Genomic DNA, 25,230 nt, shown 5'->3' on the forward strand with positions numbered 1-25,230 from the left:
TTAATCTTGCCCCGAAATACGGCTAGAGTGTGCCGGACCAAGAGGTGGGGCATGCGCAGAGAATCCGCAGGACAGGTGGCAAAACGCCGGGTGTTTTACATTCCCGGCTATGACCCCATTCATCCCCGCCGCTACCGCGAGCTGTACCGCAAGGAAGGCAGCGCGCAGGCGGCTATTTCAGGCTATGACATCGCGCTGAAACCCAAGGCGGGCAACGGAAACTACGGCTGGAATGTCAGCAGCGTGATCGACGGGTCAGAGGTATCGGCGCAGGTCGAGGTGCTGGTCTGGTCCGATATCGTACGCGATAGCATGAGCAACTCGATACCTGCCACCTATCTGCAACTGATCCGCACCGCTTGGGTCTATATCGCGTCGGGCGCGCTGTGGCGATTGATGCGGCTGCGCAAGGGGCCGGTGATCGCCGCGCTTTACCCGGTGGGCATGCTGCTGACGCAGTTGATACTGGCGGTGGGGCTGGGGGCAGGGGTCTTTGCCGCGCTGGCGTTTTTGTCTGACAATATCCTGCTCAGGACGGCCTTTGCCGTGGTGGCTGTCGCCTGCGCCATCGCCCTGCTGCGCTGGTTCAAAAAGAAAGACGGCAAGTTTTTCGCCTATTACCTCATGCATGATTACGCCTATTCCGCCGCCACGCGCGGGGCAAACACGCCCGCGCTTGAGACGCGGATGGCCCGCTTTACCGACGACATTGCCGAAGCGCTGAACAGCGACACAGACGAAGTGCTGGTCGTCGGCCATTCCTCAGGCGCGCATCTGGCGGTGTCAGTTCTGGCCGATCTGATCCGCGCCGGGCGGGTGCCCGCAAGCGGCCCGGCGCTTGGCTTTTTGTCGCTGGGGCAGGTGGTGCCGATGGTGTCTTTCTTGCCTCGGGCGCACCGCCTTCGGGCGGATTTGCAGTATCTTTCGGCGCGCGATGAACTGACTTGGGTCGACGTCACCGCGCCGGGCGACGGCTGCGCCTTTGCACTATGTGATCCGGTGTCGGTATCGGGCGTGGCCCCGACGGACAAAAAATGGCCGCTGGTCTTTTCTGCCGCCTTCACCCAATCGCTGAGCGCCGCACGCTGGAAAGAGCTGCGCTGGCGGTTTTTCCGGCTGCATTTCCAGTATCTCTGCGCCTTTGACCGGCCGCGCGATTATGATTATTTCCAGATCACAGCCGGGCCGCAGAGTTTGGGCGCACGATATGCCGGCCGTCCGCCATCGAAATCCCGCATCGACAGGTCGGTCAGTAAATACACGTCGGTCGCGGCATGACACTGCCGCCAAAGCCGCCCAGCCGACCGGATAAGGTGTCGCTCTGGCGCTACGCCAAGCTGTTTCGTAGCGATATCCTGTCGGCCCAACCTGCGCGGCTGTATCGGGCATGGATGGCCGAATTCAAAACCCCATTTTTCCGCAGCTACCTGATGAACCAGCCTGACCTGGTGAAAACCGTCCTCAAGGATCGCCCTGATGATTTCCCAAAATCGGACCGCATCGGCGAAGGCCTGCGGCCCTTGCTGGGCAATTCGGTGTTCCTGACCAATGGCGAGACGTGGAAACGCCAGCGCCGCATCATTGACCCGGCATTCGAAGGTGGGCGCCTGCGCGAGACATTTCCAGCCATGTGGGACGCCGCCGAAGCCGCCGCTGCGCGGCTGGACGCGCAGGCAGGCAATGTGGTCGAGATCGAGGCCGAAACCAGCCATGCCGCCGCCGATGTCATTTTTCGCACGCTGTTTTCGCTGCCCATTGAACACCACTTGGCACGGGCCGTGTTTGACGAATTTCGCACTTATCAGCGGTCTCAGCCGATCCTGAACCTTGGGGCGTTTATCCCACTGCCGCGCTGGATGCCGCGCCTGTTCAGCAAGGGCACGCGCAACAGCGCCGCCAAAATCCGACGCCTGATCATCGAACTGACCCAGCACCGCATGGCCGAGATCGCCGCAGGCACCGCCCCAGACGATCTGGCGACCAAGATCATGACAACCGTCGACCCGGTGACGGGCGACAGGTTCAGCGCCGATGAAATGGTCGACCAAGTGGCGATATTCTTTCTTGCCGGGCATGAAACCAGCGCCTCTGCACTGGCGTGGGCGCTGTATCTGATGGCCACGCATCCCGAATGGCAAGACAGATTGGCCGAGGAAGCCAAGGCGCTTGAAACCTGCGATTTTTCCGTGATGTCCAAGCTGCGGATCAGCCGAGATGTCTTCCGCGAGACCCTGCGCCTGTATCCGCCCGTGCCGATGATGGTGCGCGAAACCACCTGCCCAGAGCGGTTTCGCGACCGCGACGTGAAACCCGGCGCGCAACTGGTCATCAGCCCCTGGCACCTGCACCGACACGCGCGGCTGTGGGACAATCCTGATGGGTTTGACCCGGACCGCTGGAAAACCGAAAACGGCAAAACCTGTCAGCGCGAGGCCTATATCCCGTTTTCCGCCGGGCCACGGGTCTGCACCGGTGCGGGGTTCGCCATGGTGGAGGGGCCGTTGATCCTGTCGCGCATCCTGCGTGACTTTCGCATTGAGGCTGTGCCGGGCAAAGTGCCCGTTCCCGTGGCGCATCTGACTGTGCGCTCTGACAAAGGCATTTGGTTGCACCTTGTCCGACGCTAACCTTCTATCATCGCCGCGGCGTTTGAATTAGACATCGAGCAAACGGAATCAGACAGAAAGTGGAAAGTCACATGGGGATCAACGGCGCACAGAAAATTCAGATGGCCAGCGGCAAAGGCTTTATCGCGGCGTTGGACCAGTCGGGCGGTTCAACCCCCAAGGCACTGAGCCTTTATGGGGTTGAGCCTGACGATTACAGCGGTGAGGCCGCTATGTTCCAGGCGATGCACGACATGCGCGCGCGGATCATTCTGGCCGAAGATTTCACCAGCGACAAAGTGATCGGCGCGATTTTATTCGAACGTACGATGGACGACGCGATCAACGGTACGCCTGTGGCCGAGCTGCTGTGGAAGGACCGGGGCGTTGTGCCGTTTCTGAAGATCGACAAGGGCCTGGAAGAAACTGGTTTTGGCGTTCAGATGATGAAACCGATGCCCGATCTGGACGCGCTGCTGCAACGTGCGGCCAATGCAGGGATTTTCGGTACCAAGGAACGATCCGTCATTCATGAGGCCAACGCCGAAGGCATCGCGGCCTTGGTGAAACAGCAGTTCGAGGTCGCCAAACAGGTTTCTGCGGCGGGCCTCGTGCCGATCATTGAGCCGGAAGTGAACATCCATTCCGATAGCAAGGCAGAAGCGGAAGACCTGTTGGCACAAGAGCTGATGAAGCACCTCAATGATCTGCCAGAGGGCGAGATGGTGATGCTGAAGCTGACACTGCCGGAAAAGGCGGGGCGCTATGATGAACTGGCGGCGCATACCAATGTGCTGCGTGTGGTGGCCCTGTCGGGCGGCTATTCTACAGACGACGCCTGCGCGCGGTTGGCGCAAAATTCGAGCATGATCGCGAGCTTTAGCCGCGCCTTGACCGAAGGGTTGAATGTGAAAATGTCGGATGAAGAGTTCAACACCGCATTGGGTACAAACATCGACAAGATTTACAAAGCATCGGTGGCTTAAGCGGAATTTTTTGAAAATTCCGGGCCGTTTTCTTTAAAAGAAAACGGTTACACCCAGCGGGTGATCGTTTCGGTATTACACAGGATGATCACCTGACCTGCATTTTCAATGGCTTGAAAGCCGCGCCTGCGTACCTCAGCCTCAAACGCGGCGCGGCCCACAAACCGTTCGATATCGCGGGCATTGCGGCGGATAACCCGCCCAGACGCCGCCGCTTTCGATGCGAAAATATCGTTCATCCAAACGTCAGGCGACAAAGGTGAGGGGCGCAGGTTCATGCGCAAAACCTACCCGTTCTTTGGTAAACGATCTTTTAACGCCTGATCTTTTAAGTCTCGCAAGACATAAAGCCTGATCGCGCTTGCCAGCCCAATCTCAATGCCGCGTTCGGCATCAATTTCGGCGACCAAAGCATTGATCGGCATGTCTTTTGCATCCGCAATTGCGCGGAATTCGGCCCAAAATTCATCTTCCAATGATACAGACGTCCGGTGACCCCGCAGGGTCACCGAGTGTTTGCGGGGCCGCGCACTCATTTGTCGCGCTTATGCGCTTCCAGATTGCTGGCGATTTTGGCCAGACGGGCCTTTAGCACGTCTTTTTCGACCTTGGATTGGCCAAATTGCACCGCGTTTTCATCGGCGCGGGCCTTGCGAGAGGCGCGGTTGCGCTCTTTCTTCACTTTGCTGAGGTTTATGGGCGCGCTCATTTTGGTCCTATCATGTTTTCAGGCCGCACGACCCGTTCAAAGGTTTCTTCGTCAACATAGCCCAGTGCGATGGCTTCTTCTTTTAGCGTTGTACCATTTTTATGCGCGGTTTTGGCAACTTTGGTGGCGTTGTCATAGCCAATTTCAGGCGCCAGTGCCGTCACCAGCATCAGGGATTCGCGCATCAGTTTTTCGATCCGAACCGGATCGGCCTTGAGGCCCGCCATCAGGTTATCGGTAAAGGCCGAGGCCGCATCACCCAAAAGCTGCATGGATTGCAAGACGTTATAGGCCATCATTGGCTTGTAGACGTTCAATTCGAAATGCCCCTGCGACCCGGCAAACCCCACGGCGGCATCGTTGCCCATCACGTGGATACAAACCTGCGTCAGCGCCTCGCACTGTGTCGGGTTCACCTTGCCCGGCATGATCGACGAACCCGGCTCATTCTCCGGCAGGACCAATTCACCCAAGCCACAGCGCGGGCCAGAGCCCAGTAGGCGGATGTCATTGGCGATTTTGAACAGCGACGCGGCGGTGGTTTTCAGATGGCCCGAGATTTCGACCATCGCGTCATGCGCCGCCAGCGCCTCAAATTTATTGGGCGCAGTCACAAAGGGCAGGCCGGTGATCTCAGCCATGTTATGCGCCACGGTTTCGGCCCAGCCTTTACGGGTGTTCAGACCGGTGCCGACAGCGGTGCCGCCCTGTGCCAGCTCGTAAATCCGGCCCAGACCGTCGCGTACGCGTGCGATGCTCATGGCGACCTGATGCGCGTAACCGGAAAACTCCTGGCTCAGCGTCAGGGGTGTCGCATCCTGGGTGTGGGTCCGGCCGATCTTGATGATGCCGTCGAACTCGGCCACCTTGTCCTGCAATGATCCATGCAGCTTTTCCAGACCGGGCAGCAGAACGTCACGCGCCATCATGGCGGTGGCGATATGCATGGCGGTGGGGAAGGTATCGTTGGACGATTGGCCCATGTTGCAGTGGTCATTGGGGTGAACGGGATCTTTCGATCCGATCACGCCGCCCATCAGTTCGATCGCGCGGTTCGCGATGACTTCGTTGGCGTTCATGTTGGACTGCGTGCCAGAACCGGTCTGCCAGACCACCAGCGGGAAATTGTCGTCAAACTTGCCCTCAACCACTTCACCCGCCGCCTGAATGATCGCGTCTCCGCGCGCCTGGTCCAGCGACCCTTGAGCGATGTTGGCCTGCGCGCAGGCTTTCTTGATCACGCCAAGGGCGCGGACGATGGCGATAGGCTGCTTTTCCCAACCAATGGGGAAGTTGATGATCGACCGCTGGGTCTGCGCCCCCCAGTATTTATCGGAAGGGACCTCAAGCGGGCCAAAGCTGTCGGTTTCGGTGCGGGTATCGGCCATAATGCGGCTCCTGATGTGGCAAATGCGTCGCCCAGCGGTGTAACCGCACGAAGGCCGCTGCGCAATGAACGGTTGGCGCTAACGCCAATTTGAAATGCTATTTGCGAAAGGAATCGAGCGAGACGATTTCGGCATCCTTGACGCGGGTTTCGGCCACTTCCAACTCGTGTTCGTGGATCTGGGCCAGGCTTGGTTCGTCGTCCTCTGCGTCATCCACGGCTTCGGGTTCCTGTTGCTCGAACCGCAGGCCAAATTCCACCGATGGGTCAACAAACGTGCGGATCGCATCATAGGGAATATACAGGGGCTCGGGTGCGTCGCCAAAGTTCAGCGTGACAGAAAACCCTTCTTCCGTGACCTCAAGCCCATCATACCAGTGCTGCATCACCACCGTCATCTCGCCGGGATAGCGATCGGACAACCAATCAGCCAATTCCGCATCGGGGTGGGCGGTGTCGAAGGTGATGAAAAAATGGTGACTGCCGGGCAGACCGTTGTCGCGCACATCAATCAACACCTTGCGGATAAGCCCGCGCATGGCATCGTGCATCAGGTTGCCATAATCAATGCTGCGGCTCATTCATTCTCTCCGGTCTGGCCCATGGGCAGGATCAGCATAGCCCAATTGTCGGCGAGTAAAAGGGGGCTTTGGCTAAATCGCGCTCAAGGTGAGGGCTGCCAGCGCCAGCAGGAACATCGTCAGCACAAAGCCGCGTTTGAACACCATCATCAGCAGCGCCGCGGCCAGGGTAAAGATGGCAGCGGGCAGGTTGAAACTGGCCAAATCGGGGGCGGGCAGGGCCATCCAGACGCGCGGCGTAACCTTGTCGAAAAGCACATGCAGGGCAAACCAGACCGACAGGTTTGCGATGACACCGACAACCGCGGCCGTGATGGCCCGCAGGGCGCCCGCGATGCGCGGCTGGGCAGAGATCCGTTCAAGATAGGGGCCTGCTAGAAATATCCATAGAAAACAGGGGGTAAAGGTGACCCAAACGGCCAGCATTCCAGCCGCAACCGCGCCCCAGACCCCGCTGTGGGCAAAACCAGCCAGCATGGCGACGAATTCAGTCACCAGAATCAGCGGCCCCGGTGTGGTTTCGGCCAGCCCCAGCGCGTCGATCATCTGATCCGTGGTGATCCAACCGTAATCCTGCACGACGGTCTGGGTCATATAGGCCAGCACGGCATAGGCCCCGCCGAAGGTGACAACCGCGAGTTTGGAGAAAAACAGCCCCAGTTGCAGCAGAAAATCCTGCCCGAGCAGCGCCAGCACCAGTAAGGGGGCCGCCCAGAGCGTACCCCAGATCAGCAGGGTGCGCAGCGTATGCGCGGGGGCTGCGGGGGCGGTTTCGGGTATCGCTTCGGGGCCCGCACGCTGGACCAGCCCCAGCAGTGCGGCGCACAGGATGATCAGCGGAAACGGCAGGCCCAGCACAAAAAGAGCCATGAAAGACGCCAGCGCCAGCGCCCAGCCTTGCGCCCCATGCAGCGCCTTGGCGGCCACCTTGCGCAGGGCCTGAAACACCACGACGATGACCGCCGCCTTGATGCCCAGAAACGCCGCCTGGACCAGTGGCAATTGCCCGTACCATGCGTATCCCAGCGCCAATGCGGCAATCACCAGCGCGCCGGGGACCACGAAGAGCAGCCCCGCCAGCAGCCCACCGGCCACGCCCCGCTTGCGCCAGCCGGCATAGGTGGCCAGTTGCATCGCCTCTGGCCCCGGCAGCAGCATGCACAGCGACAGGGCGCGCAGATAGGCTTGCTCAGACAGCCAGGGGCGCAGTTCGACCAGTTCGCGGTGCATCACTGCGATCTGGGCTGCGGGGCCGCCAAAGGACAGCAAGCCAATGCGGCCAAAGACGCGGGTCATTTCCCGCCAACTGGGGGCAGTCATTGGGCGCGCCCAGCGGGCCAATCGTGGCCTTCACCGGCACCATCCCGCGCCCACCGATAAAGCGCGTCATAGATCACCATGCCGGCCTCAAGCTGGGCCAGATCATCGCGGTATTGGCGCGACAGCCCCACGGAAAGGGCCAGCAGCCCGGCCGCCTCGGGGGCGAGGTCGTGGCGGTTGGTGTCGGCGGCGCGGATCACCTGCGCCATCTGGTCAAGTGCCTCTGTCTGAAGGCCGAATTCGGCCAGCATCGTGTCAAATGTGCACATCTCGCCGCGGTGCGACCAGAAGGTATCTTCGACGTCAAAGGGCGTGGCGCCATAGCGGTCGGCCACGCCCAAGACTTCGGGCGGCGACACAAAGAGAAAACGGGCATCGGGGTCGACAAACCGCCGGATCAGCCAGGGGCAGGCGATGCGGTCAATCTTGGGCCGGTGGCGCGTGACCCAAAGGGTTGCACCATCAACCGGCGGCGGTAGTGCAGCGGCGGGAATACGGGGGGCGCCCGCGTGATCACGCCAGGCGTACATGCCGCCCGAGAGGTATTCTGCTACCAGCCCGTCGGCGCGCAGCCGGGCGGCCAGACCCTGGCTCAACTTGATACCGCGCTGACAGGTGACGACGCAGGATCGCCCCGCAAGCCGCTGTTTCAGAGTGGCTATTTCCGAATGCGGGTGGCGAAAGGAACCAGGTATCAGAAAGGGGTCGTCGGCAAAATCCGGGTCGATGGAGATATCGACAATCACGGGCGCATCGGGTGTGCCGATCAGGCGCAGCAGTTGCGGGACGGTGATTTCATTGGGCGCAGGCATAAGGGCATCCTTTGTTGGCTACAGGATGCGATCTTTGGGCCGGAGCCTCACGGGGCAATCGCTGTCCCCATGAGGCAGAGATACGGCACTGCGCCAATTGGGTCAAGCCGGGGCGACGATCACAACACCGCCGGTTTCGCCTTGCAGAACGCCATGTTCCGCCGAGGTGGGTTTGGTCAATGCGTCAAGCAGCACAGGCACTGGCGTCCAATAAGGAACGTACCATTCCTGGTCGACTTCGAGGATCAGAACCGCGTCCTTTTCGGCGTCATATGCACCGATGAGCGAGACATGCGGGCCGTCCCAATCACCCGTAATATGGAAAAATCTGGGGCGTAATGGTGAGGGGAGGTAAGTGCAGGTTTCTGTTGCCAGGTACCTGCGAACCCCGCCTTAAGTCGCTAAACCCAAGGACTTAGATTTCAGTCACTGAAACCGCTTACGCGGCCATCGCAACTGGAGCACGATTGTCATTTGCAATTGTACATTTTGTACCGATAACGGTGGTAACTCACCGAGACAAAGCAACACCTTTAGACGTTCGTCGATCCTGTTTCGACCCCATGATCCCCAAATGAAGGATGTTTGGTGGAGTCGCCGGGTACCGCCCCCGGGTCCGATCCGCTTATTACGAGCGCGTTTATGTCCATAGTCCCGAAGGACAAGAATAAGGTAGGGCTGAAGGGGGCGAATTGCAAGGGGCGTGATGTGGAAAATTCGCGATGAGCTGTGCGCTACAGGTCGTTGTTAACAAACAAAATTAACAAAAGGTAAAATGTCACAAGTTGTACACTGCGCGTACACCCGGCGTACACGGACCATCGCGTCTGGGGCAGAATGGCACGGGGTTAACCCACCGCGCCCCAATCCGAAGGCGGATTGGCAACGGCAGTCAGCCGACCGACTTGGCGCGGCGGGCGGCAAAGACGCTTTCGGCAAGGGCCTGGGTTTCGGCCTCGAGCGCGGTCAGACCGGCGGTGACGGCGGCGCCGTCGCTGGCCTCGACTGCGTCGGCGATATCGGTGTGCAGCGCGATGATTTGCGCACGGTCGCGGGCGGTGAAGGTGATCATGTTCATCAGGGGCTGCATCGCCTCGACCGCGCCGGCGAGTTGATAGCTGAGCACCGGATTGCCCGCGCCATCGACCAGCGCGCGGTGAAACGCGACGTCAGAGGCACAAAACGCCTCGTCGGTCAGGCCGGGCTGCGCCTGGCGGTGGATTTCGGCGCGCATGGTGGCCAGATGATCAGCGCTTCGGCGCGCGGCGGACAGCGGGGCGCAGGCACGTTCAAGTGCATAACGTGCCTCGCAGGCGGTCTCGAAACTGATGGCGTTCATCGACAGCAACAGGGTCGAGGTGGTGATCTGCTGGACATAGGCCTCTTCAAAGCTGAGGCGGTTGACGAAGGCGCCGCCCGTGGCACCCCGCTGGGTCCGGATCAGCGATTGCGCAGCCAAGCGTTTGAGCGCTTCGCGCACGGTGGGACGCGAGACGTTGAACTGGTCCGAAAGCTCTGCCTCGGACGGCAGCCGCTGGTCGACAATGAGCCGCCCCTCAACGATGGCATCGCGGATCGCAGCGGCGATTTGCGCGGAAAGATCGGCGGGGTTGGTGGGGTCAATTTTCATATGTCTTACATTTATTGTTTGCCGGAACTTTAAATGTCTGACATTAATTTCGCAAGTCCGAGTCGTGGAGGAACGCCGAATGACATCACTTATCCGATCCACCCTGTGGCTGGGTTTTTTCGGCCTCGTGCTGGCGGCATGGTGGATGATGTATGCCATGGCGATGCAGATGGATGTCGACCTGTTGGGCCGTCCGGGCGCGATGGGCGACGTGATGCGCTGGATGGACCCCGGCATGGATATGGACATGCCGATGGCGCGGTTCGGGCCGCTGTTTGTGATGTGGGGCGCGATGATGGCGGCCATGATGGTGCCCACCATGGTACCGACCATGCGCGCCTACGAAGACCTGATTACATCAGCCAATGGCACGCGGGCGGGGTGGTTGGCGGTGCTGGCGGGCTACTTTGCCGTCTGGCTGGCGTTTGCCGCCGCGATCGCGGCGCTGCAACTGGCGCTGTTGCATGGCGGGCTGATCGACATGTTGGGCATCGCGCGGTCGCGCTGGCTGGCGGCGGCGCTGCTGCTGGCGGTGGGGCTGTTCCAATTCACCCGCGCAAAGGAGATTTGCCACGGGGTATGCCATTCGCCAATGATGTATTTTCTGGGCCATTGGCGGCCCGGCGCAGCGGGTGGATTTCGCATGGGGCTGGGGCTGGGCGCGTTTTGTGTCGGCTGCTGCTGGGGCTTTATGGTGCTGGGGTTCGCGGGCGGTGTGATGAACCTGGCCTGGATGGGGTTGGCGACGCTTTTCATGGTGGTCGAAAAACTGCCGCAAATCGGACATTACGTAACAAAACCAATGGGTTTTGCCTTGATATTCGGCGCTTGCGTCGTGGCGGGCTGGCCCGTGATCGCAGGAGGATAAGATGACGGATAAACAAGCAAGCAAACCGGGCAAGGCCCCGGAGTGGGCAATCAAGGGAGAGCTGTTTTTGAACTGTTCCTGCACCGTGTTCTGTCCCTGCGTGGTCAGCCTTGGCGCGCATCCCCCGACCGAGGGGCATTGCCACGCCTGGATGGCGATTGCGGTCGACGAGGGCCATTACGAAGGCGAAGACCTGTCGGGGCTGAATGTGGGGCTGTTGGTCGATATTCCGGGTCGGATGGGCGAAGGCAATTGGAAGGTTGCGGCCTATGTGGATGAGCGCGCCAGCGAGGCGGCGTATAACGGGCTGTTGCAGATTTTCAGCGGCGCGGCGGGGGGCACCACCGGGCTGTTTACCATGCTGGTGAGCGAGATTATCGGCGCGGAACGTGCGCCCGTAGAAATTGTACGCGAGGGCACCAAACGCAGCATCATGATTGGCCGCAAGATTCAGGGCGAGATTGAAATGCTGACAGGCAAATCACCGGACCATCCGGTGATGGTAAGCAATTCCAAATATTGGATGGGGCCTGATATCATCGCCGCCAAGGGGCTGAAAAGCCGGGTACGTGATTACGGCCGGGTCTGGGATTTCGGCGGTATGTCGGCAGAGATTTGTCCAATTGACTGGCAGGGTCCGAACCCGTGATTACCCCCGGCTACGTTCAGATGATGGCGCGTTATAATGCGTGGCAAAACAATCAGTTGATGCGCGTTGTTGACGTGATGGATCAAGCGGAGCTGGACGCGGAACGTGGGGCGTTTTTTGGGTCAATTCAAAAGACCTTGAACCATTTGCTGTGGGGTGATCTGGCGTGGCTTTCACGGTTTGACAGCCGCCGTCCGATGCCGCCAAGCGAGGGCGGTATCGCGGCCTCCACGGGGTTTTGTGCGGATAAGGCCGACTGGGCCGTGGCGCGTGATCGCTGTGATCGCGAGATTGAGCAATGGGCCAAGGGGATCAAGCAGTTCGACCTGGCGGGGGATTTGACGTGGTATTCCGGAAGCGTTGGGCATGACATGACGATGCCCATGGCCATTTGCGTGGCGCATTTGTTTAACCACCAGACCCATCACCGCGGTCAGGTGCATGCCATGCTGACCGCCGCCGGGCAGGAGGCGCCGGTGTCGGATCTGCCGTTCATGCCTGAGGGTTAAGTCGCGTCGAAAGGTGGGACCGAGGGGCCGGCCTGATGGGCACCCCTGAGATATATTTGGTAAGATGAAAGGGATGAAGAATGTCGTTTAACGCATTGGTTGTGAACAAGAATGACGAAGGAAAAACCTCGGCTGAGGTGGTGCAGATGACCGAGGATCAGCTGCCCAATGCGGAGGTGACCGTGGCGGTCGAATATTCGACGGTGAACTATAAAGACGGGCTGTGCATCGGGCCTGGGGGCGGTTTGGTGCGGAACTATCCACATGTGCCGGGCATTGATTTTGCCGGTACGGTCGAGGCATCGGACGACGACCGCTACAAGCCCGGCGATAAGGTGGTGTTGACTGGATGGCGTGTGGGCGAGGCGCATTGGGGTGGCTATTCGCAGAAGGCGCGGGTCAAGGCTGACTGGCTGGTGCCGCTGCCCAAGGGGCTGGACACACGGCAGGCGATGGCCGTCGGCACGGCGGGATTTACCGCGATGCTGGCTGTTATGGCGCTGGAAGATCACGGCATCAAGGCGGGGCCGGTTTTGGTGACGGGGGCCGCAGGTGGTGTGGGATCTGTCGCGACGGCGATATTGGCGAACCTTGGCTATAAAGTGGCCGGGGTGACCGGGCGGCCCGAGACGGCGGATTATCTGACGTCCCTTGGGGCCAGTCAGATCGTGGCGCGCGACGAGATTAATGAGACCGTCAAACGCCCGCTGGAGGGCGAGACCTGGGGCGGCTGTGTTGATGCAGTGGGCGGGGCGATGTTGGCGCGGGTGCTGGGGCAGATGGAGTATGGCGCAAGCGTTGCTGCCGTCGGCTTGGCCGGTGGTGCAGGTTTGCCCGCGACGGTGATCCCGTTCCTGCTGCGCGGGGTGAACCTGCTGGGCATCGATTCCGTGATGCAGCCCTATGACAACCGTCTGCGCGCCTGGGAGCGGATTGCAAAAGACCTGCCGATGGACAAGCTGGAGGCGATGATTACCCCTGCGGTGCTGTCGGATCTGCCCAAGCTGGGGGCGGATATTCTGGCGGGGCAGGTCAAGGGGCGCGTCGTGGTTGATGTGAACGGCTGATATTGCGCAGGCTTCGGGCGGTGTGGTTAATAGCGCCAACCGCCCGAACCCAAAGGAGAGCGTGATGACCGCCTATGACGACGACAATATCTTTGCCAAGATTCTGCGCGGTGAAATCCCCAGTTTCAAGGTTTATGAGGACGACGAGACCTATTGTTTCATGGACATCATGCCCCGCAGCGATGGCCATTGTCTGGTGATCCCAAAGACGCCTTGCCGCAACATGCTGGATGCCAGCCCGGCACAATTGGCGGCCTGTATGGTGACGGTGAACAAGGTGGCCAATGCCGCGATGCGGGCGTTTGGCGCCGATGGCATTACGTTGCAGCAGTTCAATGAGGCGGCAGGCGGGCAGGAGGTGTTTCACCTGCATTTCCACATCTTGCCGCGCCACGAGGGGCAGACCATGCGCGTACCGGGCACGATGGGCGATATGGAGAGAATCAAGGCCCATGCCGAGGCGATAACCGCCGCATTGGACGTCTGAACGCGAGATATTCGTCCCGATTTGTTCGTATGTACGTCGTTTCGGGACGGATCGGCCCGGATCAGAGGCAAATGGTTGCCCCTGTGGTCTAAGCCCCTATGCTAACCCCTACCATACACAAGAGAAATGGGTCTGCTGCCCTGCGGGTGGCACGACGCATCACATATGGAGGGACAAATCCATGAGCGATACGACCTCGCACGGGATACCGGAACCTGACGGTATCGCCGATGTCATTGATACAGATTATGAAATTGGACAGGACAATTTCGAGGCCACCATTGGCCCCTTCGGGATGGACATTCACAACCCGGTCTTTGCGATTTCGGGGGCCGCGATCGTGGCCTTTGTTTTCTATACCATCGCCTTGCCGGAACAGGCGTCGGGCATCTTTAAGGCGATGTTTAACTTTACCACCAAGAATTTCGACTGGTTCCTGCTGGGGGCTGCGGACATTGCGGTAATCTTTGCGCTGTTGCTGATCGTGACGCCCTTGGGCAAGGTCCGGTTGGGCGGTGACGAAGCGGTGCCAGATTACACCTACGCCGGCTGGTTTTCGATGCTGTTTGCCGCGGGTATGGGCATTGGCCTGATGTTTTACGGCGTGTCCGAACCGCTGACGCATTTCTCGACCTCGTTGGGCGAGACGGCGATTGGCGAAAACGGGCTGCGCACCGATTGGGCACCTTTGGGCGCTGCGTCGGGTGATGAGGCGGGGTCTGTCCGGTTGGGCATGGCCGCGACGATCTTTCACTGGGGTCTGCACCCTTGGGCGATCTATGCGATTGTTGCGCTGGCGCTGGCGCTGTTCACCTATAACAAGGGTCTGCCGTTGACCATCCGGTCGGCGTTTTACCCGATACTGGGCGAACGTGTTTGGGGCTGGCCGGGGCATATCATTGATATCATCGCGGTTTTTGCCACGCTCTTTGGTCTGGCGACATCGCTGGGTCTGGGTGCGACACAGGCCAACGCGGGGCTGAACGAATTGTTCGGCGTGCCAATGGGGCAAACCTCGCAGGTGGTGCTGATCACGATCATTACCGCCATTGCGCTGGTGTCGGTGTTGCGTGGCCTTGATGGCGGTGTGAAGGTGCTGAGCGAGATCAACATGGGTCTGGCGGCATTGCTGGCGGTGTTCACGTTGATCGTCGGGCCGACCGTGTTCCTGATCACGTTCTTTTGGGATTCGCTGGTCGCGTATGTGCAATATCTGCCGCAATTGGCAAATCCATTTGGCCGCGAGGATGTGAACTTTTCCCAAGGCTGGACATCGTTCTATTGGGCGTGGTGGATTAGCTGGTCACCTTTTGTGGGCATGTTTATCGCCCGGATCAGCCGGGGCCGCACGGTGCGTGAGTTTATCACCTGCGTTCTGTTGATCCCGTCGATTGTCTGCGTGATGTGGATGTCGATCTTTGGCGGTACTGCGATCCATCAGGTGCTGGCAGACAGCTATACCGGTGCGCAGGATGCAGAGCTGCCGTTGCAGTTGTTCCGCATGTTGGATCAATTGCCGCTGGCGTCGATCACATCCTTCATCGGGATTGTTCTGGTTGTGGTGTTCTTTGTCACCTCGTCGGATTCCGGGTCGCTGGTGATTGATACCATCACCGCCGGGGGCAAGGTTGACGCACCTGTGCCACAGCGTGTGTTCTGGTGCATCTTTGAAGGTGCCGTGGCCATTGCGCTGCTGATTGGCGGCGGGTTGGCGGCCTTGCAATCCATGGTGATTTCCACCGGGTTGCTGTTCACCGTGCTGTTGATGTTCATGTGCTGGTGCATCTTCCGCGGCTTGCAGGATGAACGCGCCAAGGCCAAATAGGCCTGCAAGATATGATGTTTTTGACGGCGGCCTTTCGGGGCCGCCGTTTTTCGTTTTCAATGGCTTGACCTTGGCGCGGTGGCGATGGACGCTCTGCCCATGACAGTTGATTCAGAATGGGTCCGGGCCCAATTTCCCGCCTTCGCTGAGCCGTCCCTTCAGGGGCAGGCTTTCTTTGAAAACGCGGGCGGGTCCTATACCTGCAAGCCGGTGATTGATCGGTTGTTCCGCTTTTACACCCAGCGCAAGGTGCAGCCCTATGCGCCTTATGCCGCGAGCACGCTGGGCGGGGCCGAGATGGACGAGGCGCGCGCGCGGATGGCGGCGATCCTCGGCGTGGACACGGATGAGCTGTCTTTTGGCCCGTCGACGACGCAGAACACCTATGTTCTGGCGCAGGCCTTTGGCCAGATGATGCAGCCCGGCGAGGCGATCATCGTGACCAATCAGGACCATGAGGCCAACACCGGCCCCTGGCGGCGGCTGGCCGAGCGCGGGATCGAGGTGCGCGAGTGGCAGATTGACCCCGAAACCGGGCATCTGGACACCGACAAGCTGGAAAACCTGCTGGACGACAAGGTGCGGCTGGTGTGTTTCCCGCATTGTTCCAACGTGGTGGGTGAGATCAACCCGGTGACGGAGATCACGGCGCTGGCCCATGCGGCGGGCGCCTTTGTCTGTGTCGATGGGGTGTCATACGCGCCGCATGGCTTTGCCGATGTGGGCGGGCTGGGGCCGGATATCTACCTGTTCTCGGCCTACAAGACGTTTGGGCCGCATCAGGGGGTGATGGTGATCCGCCGGGCGTTGGGGGAATTGCTGCCGAACCAGGGGCATGTGTTCAACGGTGACACGCTTTATAAACGGTTTACACCTGCGGGGCCGGACCATGCGCAGGTCGCGGCCTGTGCCGGGATGGCCGATTATGTCGACGCGTTTTATGCGCATCATGTCGGTGGTGCGGCTGATGCCCGGGGGCGTGGTGTGGCGGTGCATGATCTGATGCGCGACCATGAGGTTGCGCTGTTGCAGCCGCTGCTGGATGGCTTGTCTGCGCGCAATTCGGTGCGGGTGATCGGGCCGACCGATGCGCGCAAGCGTGCCCCGACCGTGGCGCTGGCGCTGAACCAGCCGGGCGAGGACGTGGCGCGCCAGCTTGCCGATCATGGCATCATGGCGGGGGGCGGCGATTTCTATGCGGGCCGTGCGCTGGGGGCCATGGGCGTGGACGAGGACCGTGGCGTGCTGCGGTTGAGTTTCACCCATTACACGACCAAGGCGGAGGTGGATCAGCTGCTGAATGCGCTGGATGCGGTGCTGTAACGCTTGACCTGAGCGGGGGCGCGCTATGTTTCGATGTCATGCCAAGAGGTTGACACGACATGACAAATGCTGCCCCCATTCTGGTCTGGTTTCGCCGTGACCTGCGCCAGAGCGACCACGCGGCACTGACCGCAGCCTGCGAGAGCGGGCGGCCTGTGATCCCGGTTTTTGTCCACGACGATCTGGTGGGCGGGCTTGGGGCTGCGCCTAAATGGCGGCTGGGGCTGGGGATTAGCTGCTTTGCCGAGGCGCTGGCGGAAAAGGGCAGCCGGTTGATCCTGCGCCGTGCGCCGGGGGCGTTGGCTGCGTTGCGGCAGTTGATTGCGGACACAGGCGCGGAGGCGGTTTATTGGTCGCGGCTCTATGATCCTGACAGTGTGGCACGCGACAGTGAGATCAAGGACGCTTTGAGCGAGGACGGCATCGAGGCGCGCAGTTTCGGCGGGCATCTGATGTTTGAGCCTTGGACGGTGCAGACCAAGACCGGCGGGCCTTACAAGGTTTATACCCCCTTTTGGAAGGCGGTGCGCGGGGTGGGGGTGGATGCGCCGCGCAGCGCGCCGGGCAAGATACCGGCCCCCGAAAGCTGGCCCCAAAGCGATGATCTGGACGATTGGCAGATGGGGGCCGCGATGCAGCGGGGCGCAGATGTGGTGCGACCGTTCGTGCAACTGGGCGAGGAGTCAGCGCAGGCGCGGCTGGGGGCATTCATTGCGCATATCATCGACGGATACGGCGAAAGCCGCGATATACCGGGGCAGGATGGCACATCGAACCTGTCGGAGAACCTCGCCTTGGGCGAGATCAGCCCGCACCAATGCTGGCACGCGGCGAAGCGCGCGATGGAGGAGGGCAAACGCGGGGCCGAGACCTTTGCCAAGGAGTTGGTCTGGCGCGAGTTTGCCTATCATCTGATGCACCATACGCCGCGCATATTGACGGAAAACTGGCGCGAGGAATGGCAGGCGTTCCCATGGAACGAGGACGAGCGCCGCGCCGAAGTAAAGGCGTGGAAGCAGGGGCGCACCGGGGTGCAGTTCGTCGATGCCGCGATGCGCGAGATGTATGTCACCGGGCGGATGCACAACCGGGGGCGGATGATTGTGGCGAGCTATTTGACGAAACATCTGATGTGCCACTGGCGGATCGGGCAGAAATGGTTTGAGCACTGTCTGATCGACTGGGACCCGGCCAGCAACGCGATGGGCTGGCAATGGTCGGCGGGGTCGGGGCCGGATGCGACGCCCTATTTCCGCGTGTTCAACCCCGATACACAACTGGATCGGTTCGACAAACAGCGCGACTATGTCAGCCGGTGGATCGCCGAGGACCGTGCCAATCCGCACGCCGACGCGCTGGCCTATTTTGACGCGATCCCACAGCAATGGAGCCTGTCAAAAAGTGATCCATATCCCGCGCCCATCGTATCCCTTTCACAGGGTCGTAAACGTGCCCTCGCGGCCTATGAAAACCGCGACTTTTAAAAGTTTGTTAATCTGTGAGCCGGGGGTAAACTGAACCCGCTCACCAAAACCAAAGACCGGGGTCATGGGCATGATACTGACTACAATTGACAGACAGCAGGGGCTGCCGCGCTATTTCGCACAGGTCTATGCCAAGGCGCAGCAGTTGCAGCGCGGGCGTATCGATTTTGTCTTGGCCGATGGGCGGGTGTTTCGCGCCGAAGGGACATGGCCCGGTCCGGTCGCCGAAGTGCAAATCCATAACAACGATCTGTTTGCCCGGCTGATCCGTGAAGGCGATCTGGGGTTTTGCGACGCCTATCTGGATGAATGGTGGTCGACGCCCGATTTGCAGGCGTTCATGGATCTGGTTCATGCGGGGAACGAAGACATTTATGACGGGTTTCCGGGTCAGGGGCTGGTGCGGATGTTCGAGAAGTTCCGCTTTTGGCTGCAACGCAACAACCGTGCTCAGGCGCGGCGCAACATCAGCCACCATTATGATCTGGGAAATGAATTTTACCGGCTGTGGCTAGACGATACGATGACCTATTCGTCGGCCTTGTTCGAGGATGGTGCGCAGTTGTCGCTGGAGGCAGCGCAGCGGGCCAAATACAAGTCGATGGTAGATCAGATGGGGGTGAAACCGGGCGATCATGTGTTGGAAATCGGCTGTGGCTGGGGCGGCTTTGCCGAATATGCCGCTGGCGAGCGGGGCCTGCGGGTGACGGCGCTGACGATCAGTCAGGAGCAGTTTAACTACGCGGTGGAACGTATTGAAAAGGCGGGACTTTCCGATAAGGTTCTGTTCAAGATGCAGGATTACCGCGATGAGACCGGCAGCTATGACGGCATCGCCAGCATCGAGATGTTCGAGGCGGTGGGCGAGCAGTATTGGCCGGTCTATTTCGACACGCTGCGTGCGCGGCTGAAGCCGGGCCGGGCGGCGACCTTGCAGATCATCACGGTGCAGCACCGGCGTTGGAAAGTGTACAAGCGCGGCGTCGATTTCATTCAAAAGTACATTTTTCCGGGGGGCATGTTGCCCAGCCCGGAGGTGTTGCGCGGTCAGGTGGAGCGCGCAGGGCTTATCGTGGATCGGTCAGTGGAATTTGGCAAAAGCTATGATCTGACGCTGCGGCGCTGGCACGAGACCTTCAACGAAAAATGGGATCAGATCACGGCCCTCGGCTTTGACGAGCGGTTTCGCCGGATGTGGAATTTTTACCTCACTTCCTGTGCAGCGACATTTGACAGTGGAAATTGTGACGTTACGCAGATTACGGTAAGGCGACCCATTTCGGGGTGAGTAACCTCTAGGAGCCGATCCATGCCTACCGCTGCACGTCTGATGGCGGCTTTCTGCCTTGCCGTATTGGCCTTTGTCCTGTCGGGCATGGTGATGCCGCTGATGCCCGAAAGTACTGATTTTGGCTATTTCACCCCGGTGAATATGGTTCTGGGGTTGGCAGTTGGCTGGATCGTGATGGGCCGGCGCGCGGGGCGTGGCACCACATCGGCGATCAATAACGGGCTGACGGGGGTGTTTGTTCTGGTGCTTTGGGGGGTTGCGGTGCAGGCCACCAACGAAATGATCCGTCTGGCGATGCGCCACCGGTATGACAACGCCTTTGAGGCGCTGATCGCGATTGTGCAGATCGGGGCGGAATATGCCGTGATAATTGCCACTGTGCCCATCGGTATTGCGATGCTCGTGGGCGCTGTGGTGTCGGGTCTGATGGTCGAAATGGCCCACAACCGCTGGCGTTGACGGTATGATAAATCTGTTTTGCTACGGCACATTGCGGCATTTGCCGCTGTTGCAGATCGTGCTTGGCCGCGCGCCCGACGATCTGGATGCGCGGCCGGCGCAATTGCGGGGTTATGCCGTGTCGGCGGTGGCCGAGGGGCCGTTTCCGACGATCGAGGTCAGGGAGGGGGCCAGCGCCGAAGGGATCGTGGTCGCGGGCTTGAGCGCGCGCGATATCGAACGATTGGATTTTTACGAGGGCGCTTTTGACTATGATCTGGCGGCGGTGACGCTGGCCGATGGATCGCAGGCGCAGGTCTATCTGCCGCAGCCCGGCCGCTGGACGGCGCGAGGGCCATGGGTGCTGGCGGACTGGGCGAATGACTGGGGCGAGATATCGTGCCACGCGGCGCATGAGGTCATGGGCTATCTGGGCCACAAGAGCCGTAACGCGGTTGACGCCATGTTTCCGATGATACGGGCGCGGGCGGCATCCAAGGTAAACGCGGCACAGTCGCGGCATGGGGCGGGGACAAAGCAGGGCAAGGTCGAGGTGATCGAGAGCACCCGCAGCTATGCGAATTTCTTTGCGCTGGATGACATGCGCCTGCGGCATGAGCGGTTTGACGGGGCAATGTCGGCAGAGGTGTTGCGCGCGGTGTTCATCGCGGCGGATGCAGCGCTGGTGTTGCCGTATGATCCGGTGCGTGACCGGGTACTGCTGGTCGAGCAGTTCCGCATGGGGCCGCTGGCGCGGGGCGACCGCGCGTGTTGGCAACTGGAGCCGATTGCAGGGCGGATGGATGCAGGCGAAACACCCGAAGAGACCGCCCGGCGCGAGGCGCGCGAGGAGGCGGGGATCACCTTGGGGGCGCTGGAACGGGTGGCCGAAGTCTATGCCAGCCCCGGCAACTCGACGGAATTCTATCACATTTTCGTGGGCTTGGCTGATCTGCCTGACAGCGCGGCGGGCCTGGGCGGACTGGACAGTGAAGACGAGGATATCCGGTCGCATGTGATCGGGTTCGACGCGCTGATGGATCTGGTGGACGGATTGCACGCTGCCAATGCGCCGCTGGTTCTGGCCGCTTATTGGCTGGCGCGGCACCGGGAACGCTTGAGGTTGGCGGGGGCTGGGGCTACACCAGTATCAGTTTAATCTGGGGGCAAATATGCAGGTTGCATCTGATCTGGCCGAGGCCATTGGTAACACGCCGTTGATCCGGCTGCGCGCGGCGAGCGAAGCGACGGGCTGCGAGATTCTCGGCAAGGCCGAATTCATGAACCCCGGACAATCGGTCAAAGACCGTGCGGCGCTGTTCATCATCCGCGACGCCATCGCGCGCGGTGATCTGAAGCCCGGCGGGACGATTGTAGAAGGCACCGCCGGGAACACCGGGATCGGGCTGGCGCTGGTGGGGGCCTCTATGGGGTTCAAGACGGTGATCGTGATCCCCGAAACCCAGAGCCAGGAAAAAAAGGACATGCTGCGGCTTGCCGGGGCGGAGCTGGTGCAGGTGCCGGCGGCGCCTTACCGCAACCCCAACAACTTTGTGCGCTATTCCGAACGGCTGGCCAAGGAGCTGGCGCGGACCACAAATGAGGGTGTGATCTGGGCCAACCAGTTTGACAACACCGCCAACCGGCAGGCGCATATCGAGACAACTGGCCCGGAAATCTGGGAACAGACCGGTGGCAAGGTCGACGGATTTTGCTGCGCTGTGGGGTCGGGCGGGACATTGGCGGGTGTGGCGATGGCGTTGCAGCCCAAGGGCGTAAAGATCGCGCTGGCCGATCCTGATGGCGCCGCGTTGCACAATTTTTATACCAAGGGCGAGCTGACCGCCGAGGGCAGTTCAATCGCCGAGGGTATCGGGCAGGCGCGGATCACCGCGAACCTTGAGGGGTTCACCCCTGATTTCAGTTATAACATCCCCGACGCCGAAGCGCTGCCGGTGGTGTTCGATCTGCTGAAGAACGAGGGTCTGTGTCTGGGTGCGTCGTCGGGCGTGAACGTGGCCGGTGCCGTGCGCATGGCGCGCGACATGGGGCCGGGGCATACCATCGTGACGGTGCTGTGCGACTTTGGCACGCGGTACCAGTCGAAACTGTTCAATCCCGACTTCCTGCGCGAAAAGGGCCTGCCGACACCTGGCTGGCTTGAGAGCGCACCAGCGTCGATCCCGGGTGTGTTCGAGGACGTATGACCATTTTTCTTCGGCACTGTCTGGGCCTGCTGGCGATCACTGTCTGGCTGGCGGGGGCGGCTTTTGCGCAGGATGCGGGACTGCCTGACTTTGAGCGCTGGAACACGCTGGCAAAATCCGCAGAGAATGCGGTGGACACCGGCGCGGACAGTGACGAGGTGCTGGATATCCTGCGCAAGCGGATGGTCGGATACCGTCAGGAGTTCGACGCCGCGCGCAGCATGAACGACGGGCGCATCGCGATCCTGCGCGAACAATTGGCGGCGCTTGGCCCGCTGCCCGACGGCGAAGGGTCCGAGCCCGAAGCCCCCGATGTGGCGGCCAAACGCGAAGAGCTGACCCGGCAGTTGAACGGTTTTCTGGCCCCGGTGCAGCGCGCCGAGGCGGAATTTCTGCGCGCCAACGGGTTGATCGGCCAGATCGACAAGATGATCCGCGACCGCCAGACGGAAAAGCTTTTGACGGTCACGCCCACGCCGCTGAACCCGGCCCATTGGTGGCCTGCGATTGCCGATTTTCGGGCTGCCGCGTCGGCGATCTGGGTCGAAAATCAGCCGGGTGACGGCGCGGACATCTGGCCGCGCTTGCGTGAAAACCTGCCTGCTGTGCTGTTGCTGACCGCCTTTGGGCTGGTGTTGATCCTGCGCGGGCGGCGGTGGTCGGCCAATATCGTGCAGCGGCTGCAACGCTTTGGCGCGCGGGGGTTTGGCATCTGGCGCTTTGCGGTGTCGTTGCTGCGTATCATCCTGCCCACAATCGGGCTGGTGCTGTTGTCGATGGCGGTTCTGGCGACCGATCTGGTGGGGCCGTTGGGCACATCGGTGGTGTTGCTGATCCCGGTGCTGGGCGGGGCGATGCTGGGCTTTCGCTGGGTCGCAGAGCGGGTGTTTTCGCGCGATGACGACGAGGCGCTGATCCTGCTGCCGGAAGCCGAACGCAAGCGGGTGCGGTTTTATGTCAGCGTGATTACCGTGACCATTGTGCTGGGCGTGCTGATCAGCACGATCCTGGATGCGGGCAATCCGGCGCCGGCCACCGAGGGTGTGCTGCGCCTGCCGGTGATGCTGCTGACCGCCTTTTCGCTGTTCAACATTGGCCGCATCCTGCGCGGCTTTGTCGATCCGCGCGACGAAAGTGACAGCGCCGCAGAGGTGCGCGTGTCAACGCTGAGCCGGTTTGTGAACGGGCTGGGGCTGGGGGCGATTGTGGTGTCGGTGCTGGCACCGCTGCTGTTGATCAGCGGCTATTTCTCGGCTGCGGATGCGCTGCTGCCGCCCTATGTGTCAACGCTGGTCCTGCTGGGGCTGGTGATGGTGCTGCAACGGTTTTCCGCTGACGTTTACGGCGCAATCACCGGGCAGGGCGTGCAGGCCCGCGAGGCGTTGATGCCGGTGCTGTTCGGGCTGGTGCTAATCCTGATGGCGCTGCCGGTCGGGGCGCTGGCCTGGGGCGCGCGCGTGACGGACCTGACAGAGCTTTGGGCGCTGTTCAGCCGCGGTTTTGCCGTGGGTGACAGCCGCATTTCGCCCACTGATTTCCTGACCTTCGCAATCATCTTTATCATCGGCTATGCCGTGACGCGACTGGTTCAGGGGGCGCTGCGCAGCAACGTCCTGCCCAAGACGCGCATGGACATTGGCGGGCAGAACGCCATCGTGTCGGGCCTGGGCTATGTCGGGATTTTCCTTGCTGCCTTGCTGGCGATCACCGGGGCGGGCATCAATCTGAGCGCGCTGGCCTATGTGGCAGGTGCGCTGTCGGTTGGTATCGGTTTTGGTCTGCAAAACGTGGTGTCAAACTTTGTCTCGGGCATCATTCTGTTGATCGAACGACCGATTTCCGAGGGGGACTGGATCGAGGTCGGGGGGCAGATGGGCTATGTCCGCGATATTTCGGTACGCTCGACCCGGATCGAGACCTTTGACCGTACCGACGTGATCGTGCCTAACGCCGATCTGATCAGTGGCACGGTGACGAACTATACACGCGGCAATACCGTGGGGCGGCTGATTGTGACCGTGGGCGTGGCGTATGGCACGGATACCAAACGGGTCGAGGGGCTGTTGCGCGAGATCGCGCAGGCGCAGCCGATCGTGCTGACCAACCCGCCGCCCAATGTGTTGTTCGTGAATTTCGGGGCCGATGCGCTGGAATTCGAGGTGCGTTGTTATCTGCGCGATATCAACTGGATGATGGTTGTCAAAAATGACATCAACCACGCCATCGCCGCAAAGTTCAAGGAAGAGGGGATCGAAATACCCTTTGCCCAGCGTGATCTGTGGCTGCGCAACCCCGAGGCGCTGCGCAGCACACCGACGGAGCCGTCCGAGTGACGCGTCTGTTGTTTCGCGACGATCCCTATATGCGCGAGGCCCCGGCACGGGTGGCCGGGCATACCGCCGAGGGCGGTGTGGTGCTGGACAGCAGCCTGTTCTATCCGGTGGGCGGCGGGCAGCCCGGTGACAGCGGCTGGATCACCTGGGATGGCCAGCGCCTGCCGATTGCCACGGCGATCAAGGACCACAATGGTCATATTGCCCTGGTGCCGTCAGAGCCGGTGCCGTTGCCGCCGATTGGGGCGCATGTGGTGCAGGGGCTGGACTGGGACCGCCGACACCGGCACATGCGGGTGCATACGGCGCTGCATCTGCTGTCGGTGGTGGTGCCCTTTGGCGTGACAGGCGGACAGGTGTCAGCCAGTCATGGGCGGCTGGATTTCGACATGCCAGATGCGCCGCAGGACCGGGACGCATTGGAACAGGCGCTGAACGGATATGTGTCGATCGACGCGCGGGTGAACGAGCTGTGGATCAGCGCCGCTGATCTGGCCGCTGCACCGCATCTGGTCAAGACGATGGCAGTGCAGCCGCCACGTGGCGCAGCCGACATCCGGCTGGTGCGGATCGGTGAGGACACCAATTGGATTGATTTGCAGCCCTGTGGCGGCACCCATGTGGCGCGGACCGGTGAAATTGGGGCCTTGCGTCTGGGTAAGATCGAGAAAAAGGGCCGATTAAGCCGTCGGATTTATGTTCATCTGGACAGCTAATT

General features: G+C 60.9%; 25 protein-coding genes, 1 other RNA gene and 1 pseudogene. 17 read left to right on the forward strand and 10 right to left on the reverse strand.

All coding sequences use genetic code 11. The features are described 5' to 3' along the window. Positions 1–51: 51 nt before the first annotated feature. The 3 genes from AC1965_RS07820 to AC1965_RS07830 all read left to right on the forward strand — a co-directional run bounded on the left by AC1965_RS07820 (position 52) and on the right by AC1965_RS07830 (position 3,592). Positions 52–1,278 (forward strand): hypothetical protein, encoded by a 1,227-nt coding sequence (locus AC1965_RS07820; protein WP_483886721.1) that lies wholly within the window; start codon positions 52–54, stop codon positions 1,276–1,278. Next, complete coding sequence (locus tag AC1965_RS07825; RefSeq protein WP_483886722.1) at positions 1,275–2,627, forward strand: cytochrome P450; 1,353 nt, start codon at positions 1,275–1,277, stop codon at positions 2,625–2,627. The genes AC1965_RS07820 and AC1965_RS07825 overlap by 4 nt, the downstream gene beginning before the upstream one ends. A 71-nt stretch (positions 2,628–2,698) precedes the next feature. Next, positions 2,699–3,592 carry a fructose bisphosphate aldolase gene (locus AC1965_RS07830; RefSeq protein ID WP_483886723.1) on the forward strand — a complete coding sequence of 298 codons (894 nt, stop codon included), beginning with the start codon at positions 2,699–2,701 and terminating at the stop codon, positions 3,590–3,592. A 47-nt stretch (positions 3,593–3,639) separates the two neighbouring features. Here AC1965_RS07830 and AC1965_RS07835 read toward each other — a convergent pair whose 3' ends face one another. From AC1965_RS07835 to AC1965_RS07880, 10 genes and pseudogenes are all read right to left on the reverse strand, one after another. Next, complete coding sequence (locus AC1965_RS07835) at positions 3,640–3,831, reverse strand: hypothetical protein (protein WP_483886724.1); 192 nt, start codon at positions 3,829–3,831, stop codon at positions 3,640–3,642. A 48-nt stretch (positions 3,832–3,879) separates the two neighbouring features. Continuing rightward, entirely contained in the window at positions 3,880–4,128 is a 249-nt protein-coding gene (locus tag AC1965_RS07840; protein WP_483886725.1) for a ribbon-helix-helix domain-containing protein, read from the reverse strand. Then, a complete protein-coding gene (locus tag AC1965_RS07845; RefSeq protein ID WP_483886726.1) occupies positions 4,125–4,301 on the reverse strand; it encodes a DUF4169 family protein in 177 nt (58 codons plus the stop codon). The genes AC1965_RS07840 and AC1965_RS07845 overlap by 4 nt, the downstream gene beginning before the upstream one ends. Beyond that, complete coding sequence (fumC, locus tag AC1965_RS07850; RefSeq protein WP_483886727.1) at positions 4,298–5,689, reverse strand: class II fumarate hydratase; 1,392 nt, start codon at positions 5,687–5,689, stop codon at positions 4,298–4,300. The genes AC1965_RS07845 and fumC overlap by 4 nt, the downstream gene beginning before the upstream one ends. Positions 5,690–5,786: 97 nt before the next feature. After that, entirely contained in the window at positions 5,787–6,269 is a 483-nt protein-coding gene (locus AC1965_RS07855; RefSeq protein WP_483886728.1) for an SspB family protein, read from the reverse strand. Between the two features lie 72 nt (positions 6,270–6,341). Beyond that, entirely contained in the window at positions 6,342–7,589 is a 1,248-nt protein-coding gene (chrA, locus tag AC1965_RS07860; RefSeq protein WP_483886729.1) for a chromate efflux transporter, read from the reverse strand. Continuing rightward, complete coding sequence (locus AC1965_RS07865) at positions 7,586–8,401, reverse strand: chromate resistance protein ChrB domain-containing protein (RefSeq protein WP_483886730.1); 816 nt, start codon at positions 8,399–8,401, stop codon at positions 7,586–7,588. The genes chrA and AC1965_RS07865 overlap by 4 nt, the downstream gene beginning before the upstream one ends. A gap of 231 nt (positions 8,402–8,632) precedes the next feature. Next, positions 8,633–8,776 (reverse strand): annotated as a pseudogene (locus tag AC1965_RS07870) (hypothetical protein); the annotation flags it as partial. Next, positions 8,756–9,103: a transfer-messenger RNA gene (gene ssrA / locus AC1965_RS07875) on the reverse strand. The pseudogene AC1965_RS07870 and the gene ssrA, both read right to left, overlap by 21 nt. A 190-nt stretch (positions 9,104–9,293) precedes the next feature. After that, positions 9,294–10,031, reverse strand: coding sequence for a FadR/GntR family transcriptional regulator (locus AC1965_RS07880; protein WP_483886731.1), 738 nt, complete (start codon positions 10,029–10,031; stop codon positions 9,294–9,296). 79 nt (positions 10,032–10,110) lie between these two features. Here AC1965_RS07880 and AC1965_RS07885 point away from each other — a divergent pair, with 79 nt between their 5' ends. The 14 genes from AC1965_RS07885 to AC1965_RS07950 all read left to right on the forward strand — a co-directional run bounded on the left by AC1965_RS07885 (position 10,111) and on the right by AC1965_RS07950 (position 25,228). Further along, entirely contained in the window at positions 10,111–10,899 is a 789-nt protein-coding gene (locus AC1965_RS07885; protein ID WP_483886732.1) for a DUF2182 domain-containing protein, read from the forward strand. Between the two features lies 1 nt (position 10,900). Then, on the forward strand, positions 10,901–11,548 hold the full coding sequence (locus AC1965_RS07890; protein WP_483886733.1) for a DUF1326 domain-containing protein: 648 nt from the start codon (positions 10,901–10,903) through the stop codon (positions 11,546–11,548). Between the two features lie 59 nt (positions 11,549–11,607). Further along, positions 11,608–12,057 carry a DinB family protein gene (locus tag AC1965_RS07895; RefSeq protein WP_483886734.1) on the forward strand — a complete coding sequence of 150 codons (450 nt, stop codon included), beginning with the start codon at positions 11,608–11,610 and terminating at the stop codon, positions 12,055–12,057. An 80-nt stretch (positions 12,058–12,137) separates the two neighbouring features. Continuing rightward, complete coding sequence (gene acuI, locus AC1965_RS07900; RefSeq protein WP_483886735.1) at positions 12,138–13,124, forward strand: acryloyl-CoA reductase; 987 nt, start codon at positions 12,138–12,140, stop codon at positions 13,122–13,124. Between the two features lie 64 nt (positions 13,125–13,188). Beyond that, the gene (locus AC1965_RS07905; RefSeq protein ID WP_483886736.1) at positions 13,189–13,611 is read left to right on the forward strand and encodes an HIT family protein; all 423 of its coding nucleotides are present in this window, start codon (positions 13,189–13,191) and stop codon (positions 13,609–13,611) included. A gap of 181 nt (positions 13,612–13,792) precedes the next feature. Beyond that, complete coding sequence (locus AC1965_RS07910) at positions 13,793–15,436, forward strand: BCCT family transporter (RefSeq protein ID WP_483886737.1); 1,644 nt, start codon at positions 13,793–13,795, stop codon at positions 15,434–15,436. A 99-nt stretch (positions 15,437–15,535) separates the two neighbouring features. After that, a complete protein-coding gene (locus tag AC1965_RS07915) occupies positions 15,536–16,759 on the forward strand; it encodes an aminotransferase class V-fold PLP-dependent enzyme (RefSeq protein WP_483886738.1) in 1,224 nt (407 codons plus the stop codon). Positions 16,760–16,818: 59 nt separating this feature from the next. Continuing rightward, on the forward strand, positions 16,819–18,243 hold the full coding sequence (locus tag AC1965_RS07920; RefSeq protein ID WP_483886739.1) for a cryptochrome/photolyase family protein: 1,425 nt from the start codon (positions 16,819–16,821) through the stop codon (positions 18,241–18,243). 70 nt (positions 18,244–18,313) lie between these two features. Then, positions 18,314–19,531, forward strand: a complete 1,218-nt coding sequence (locus AC1965_RS07925) for a class I SAM-dependent methyltransferase (RefSeq protein WP_483886740.1) — start codon at positions 18,314–18,316, stop codon at positions 19,529–19,531. Between the two features lie 21 nt (positions 19,532–19,552). Continuing rightward, positions 19,553–19,993, forward strand: coding sequence for a TrgA family protein (locus tag AC1965_RS07930; RefSeq protein WP_483886741.1), 441 nt, complete (start codon positions 19,553–19,555; stop codon positions 19,991–19,993). Between the two features lie 4 nt (positions 19,994–19,997). Beyond that, positions 19,998–21,131 carry an NUDIX domain-containing protein gene (locus tag AC1965_RS07935; RefSeq protein WP_483886742.1) on the forward strand — a complete coding sequence of 378 codons (1,134 nt, stop codon included), beginning with the start codon at positions 19,998–20,000 and terminating at the stop codon, positions 21,129–21,131. A 13-nt stretch (positions 21,132–21,144) separates the two neighbouring features. Further along, entirely contained in the window at positions 21,145–22,179 is a 1,035-nt protein-coding gene (locus AC1965_RS07940) for a cysteine synthase A (RefSeq protein ID WP_483886743.1), read from the forward strand. Further along, positions 22,176–24,512 (forward strand): DUF3772 domain-containing protein, encoded by a 2,337-nt coding sequence (locus AC1965_RS07945; protein WP_483886744.1) that lies wholly within the window; start codon positions 22,176–22,178, stop codon positions 24,510–24,512. The genes AC1965_RS07940 and AC1965_RS07945 overlap by 4 nt, the downstream gene beginning before the upstream one ends. Continuing rightward, on the forward strand, positions 24,509–25,228 hold the full coding sequence (locus tag AC1965_RS07950; RefSeq protein WP_483886745.1) for an alanyl-tRNA editing protein: 720 nt from the start codon (positions 24,509–24,511) through the stop codon (positions 25,226–25,228). Before AC1965_RS07945 ends, AC1965_RS07950 begins: the two co-directional genes overlap by 4 nt. Positions 25,229–25,230: the final 2 nt, after the last annotated feature.

Source organism: Sulfitobacter sp. KMM 9851 (assembly GCF_057178245.1).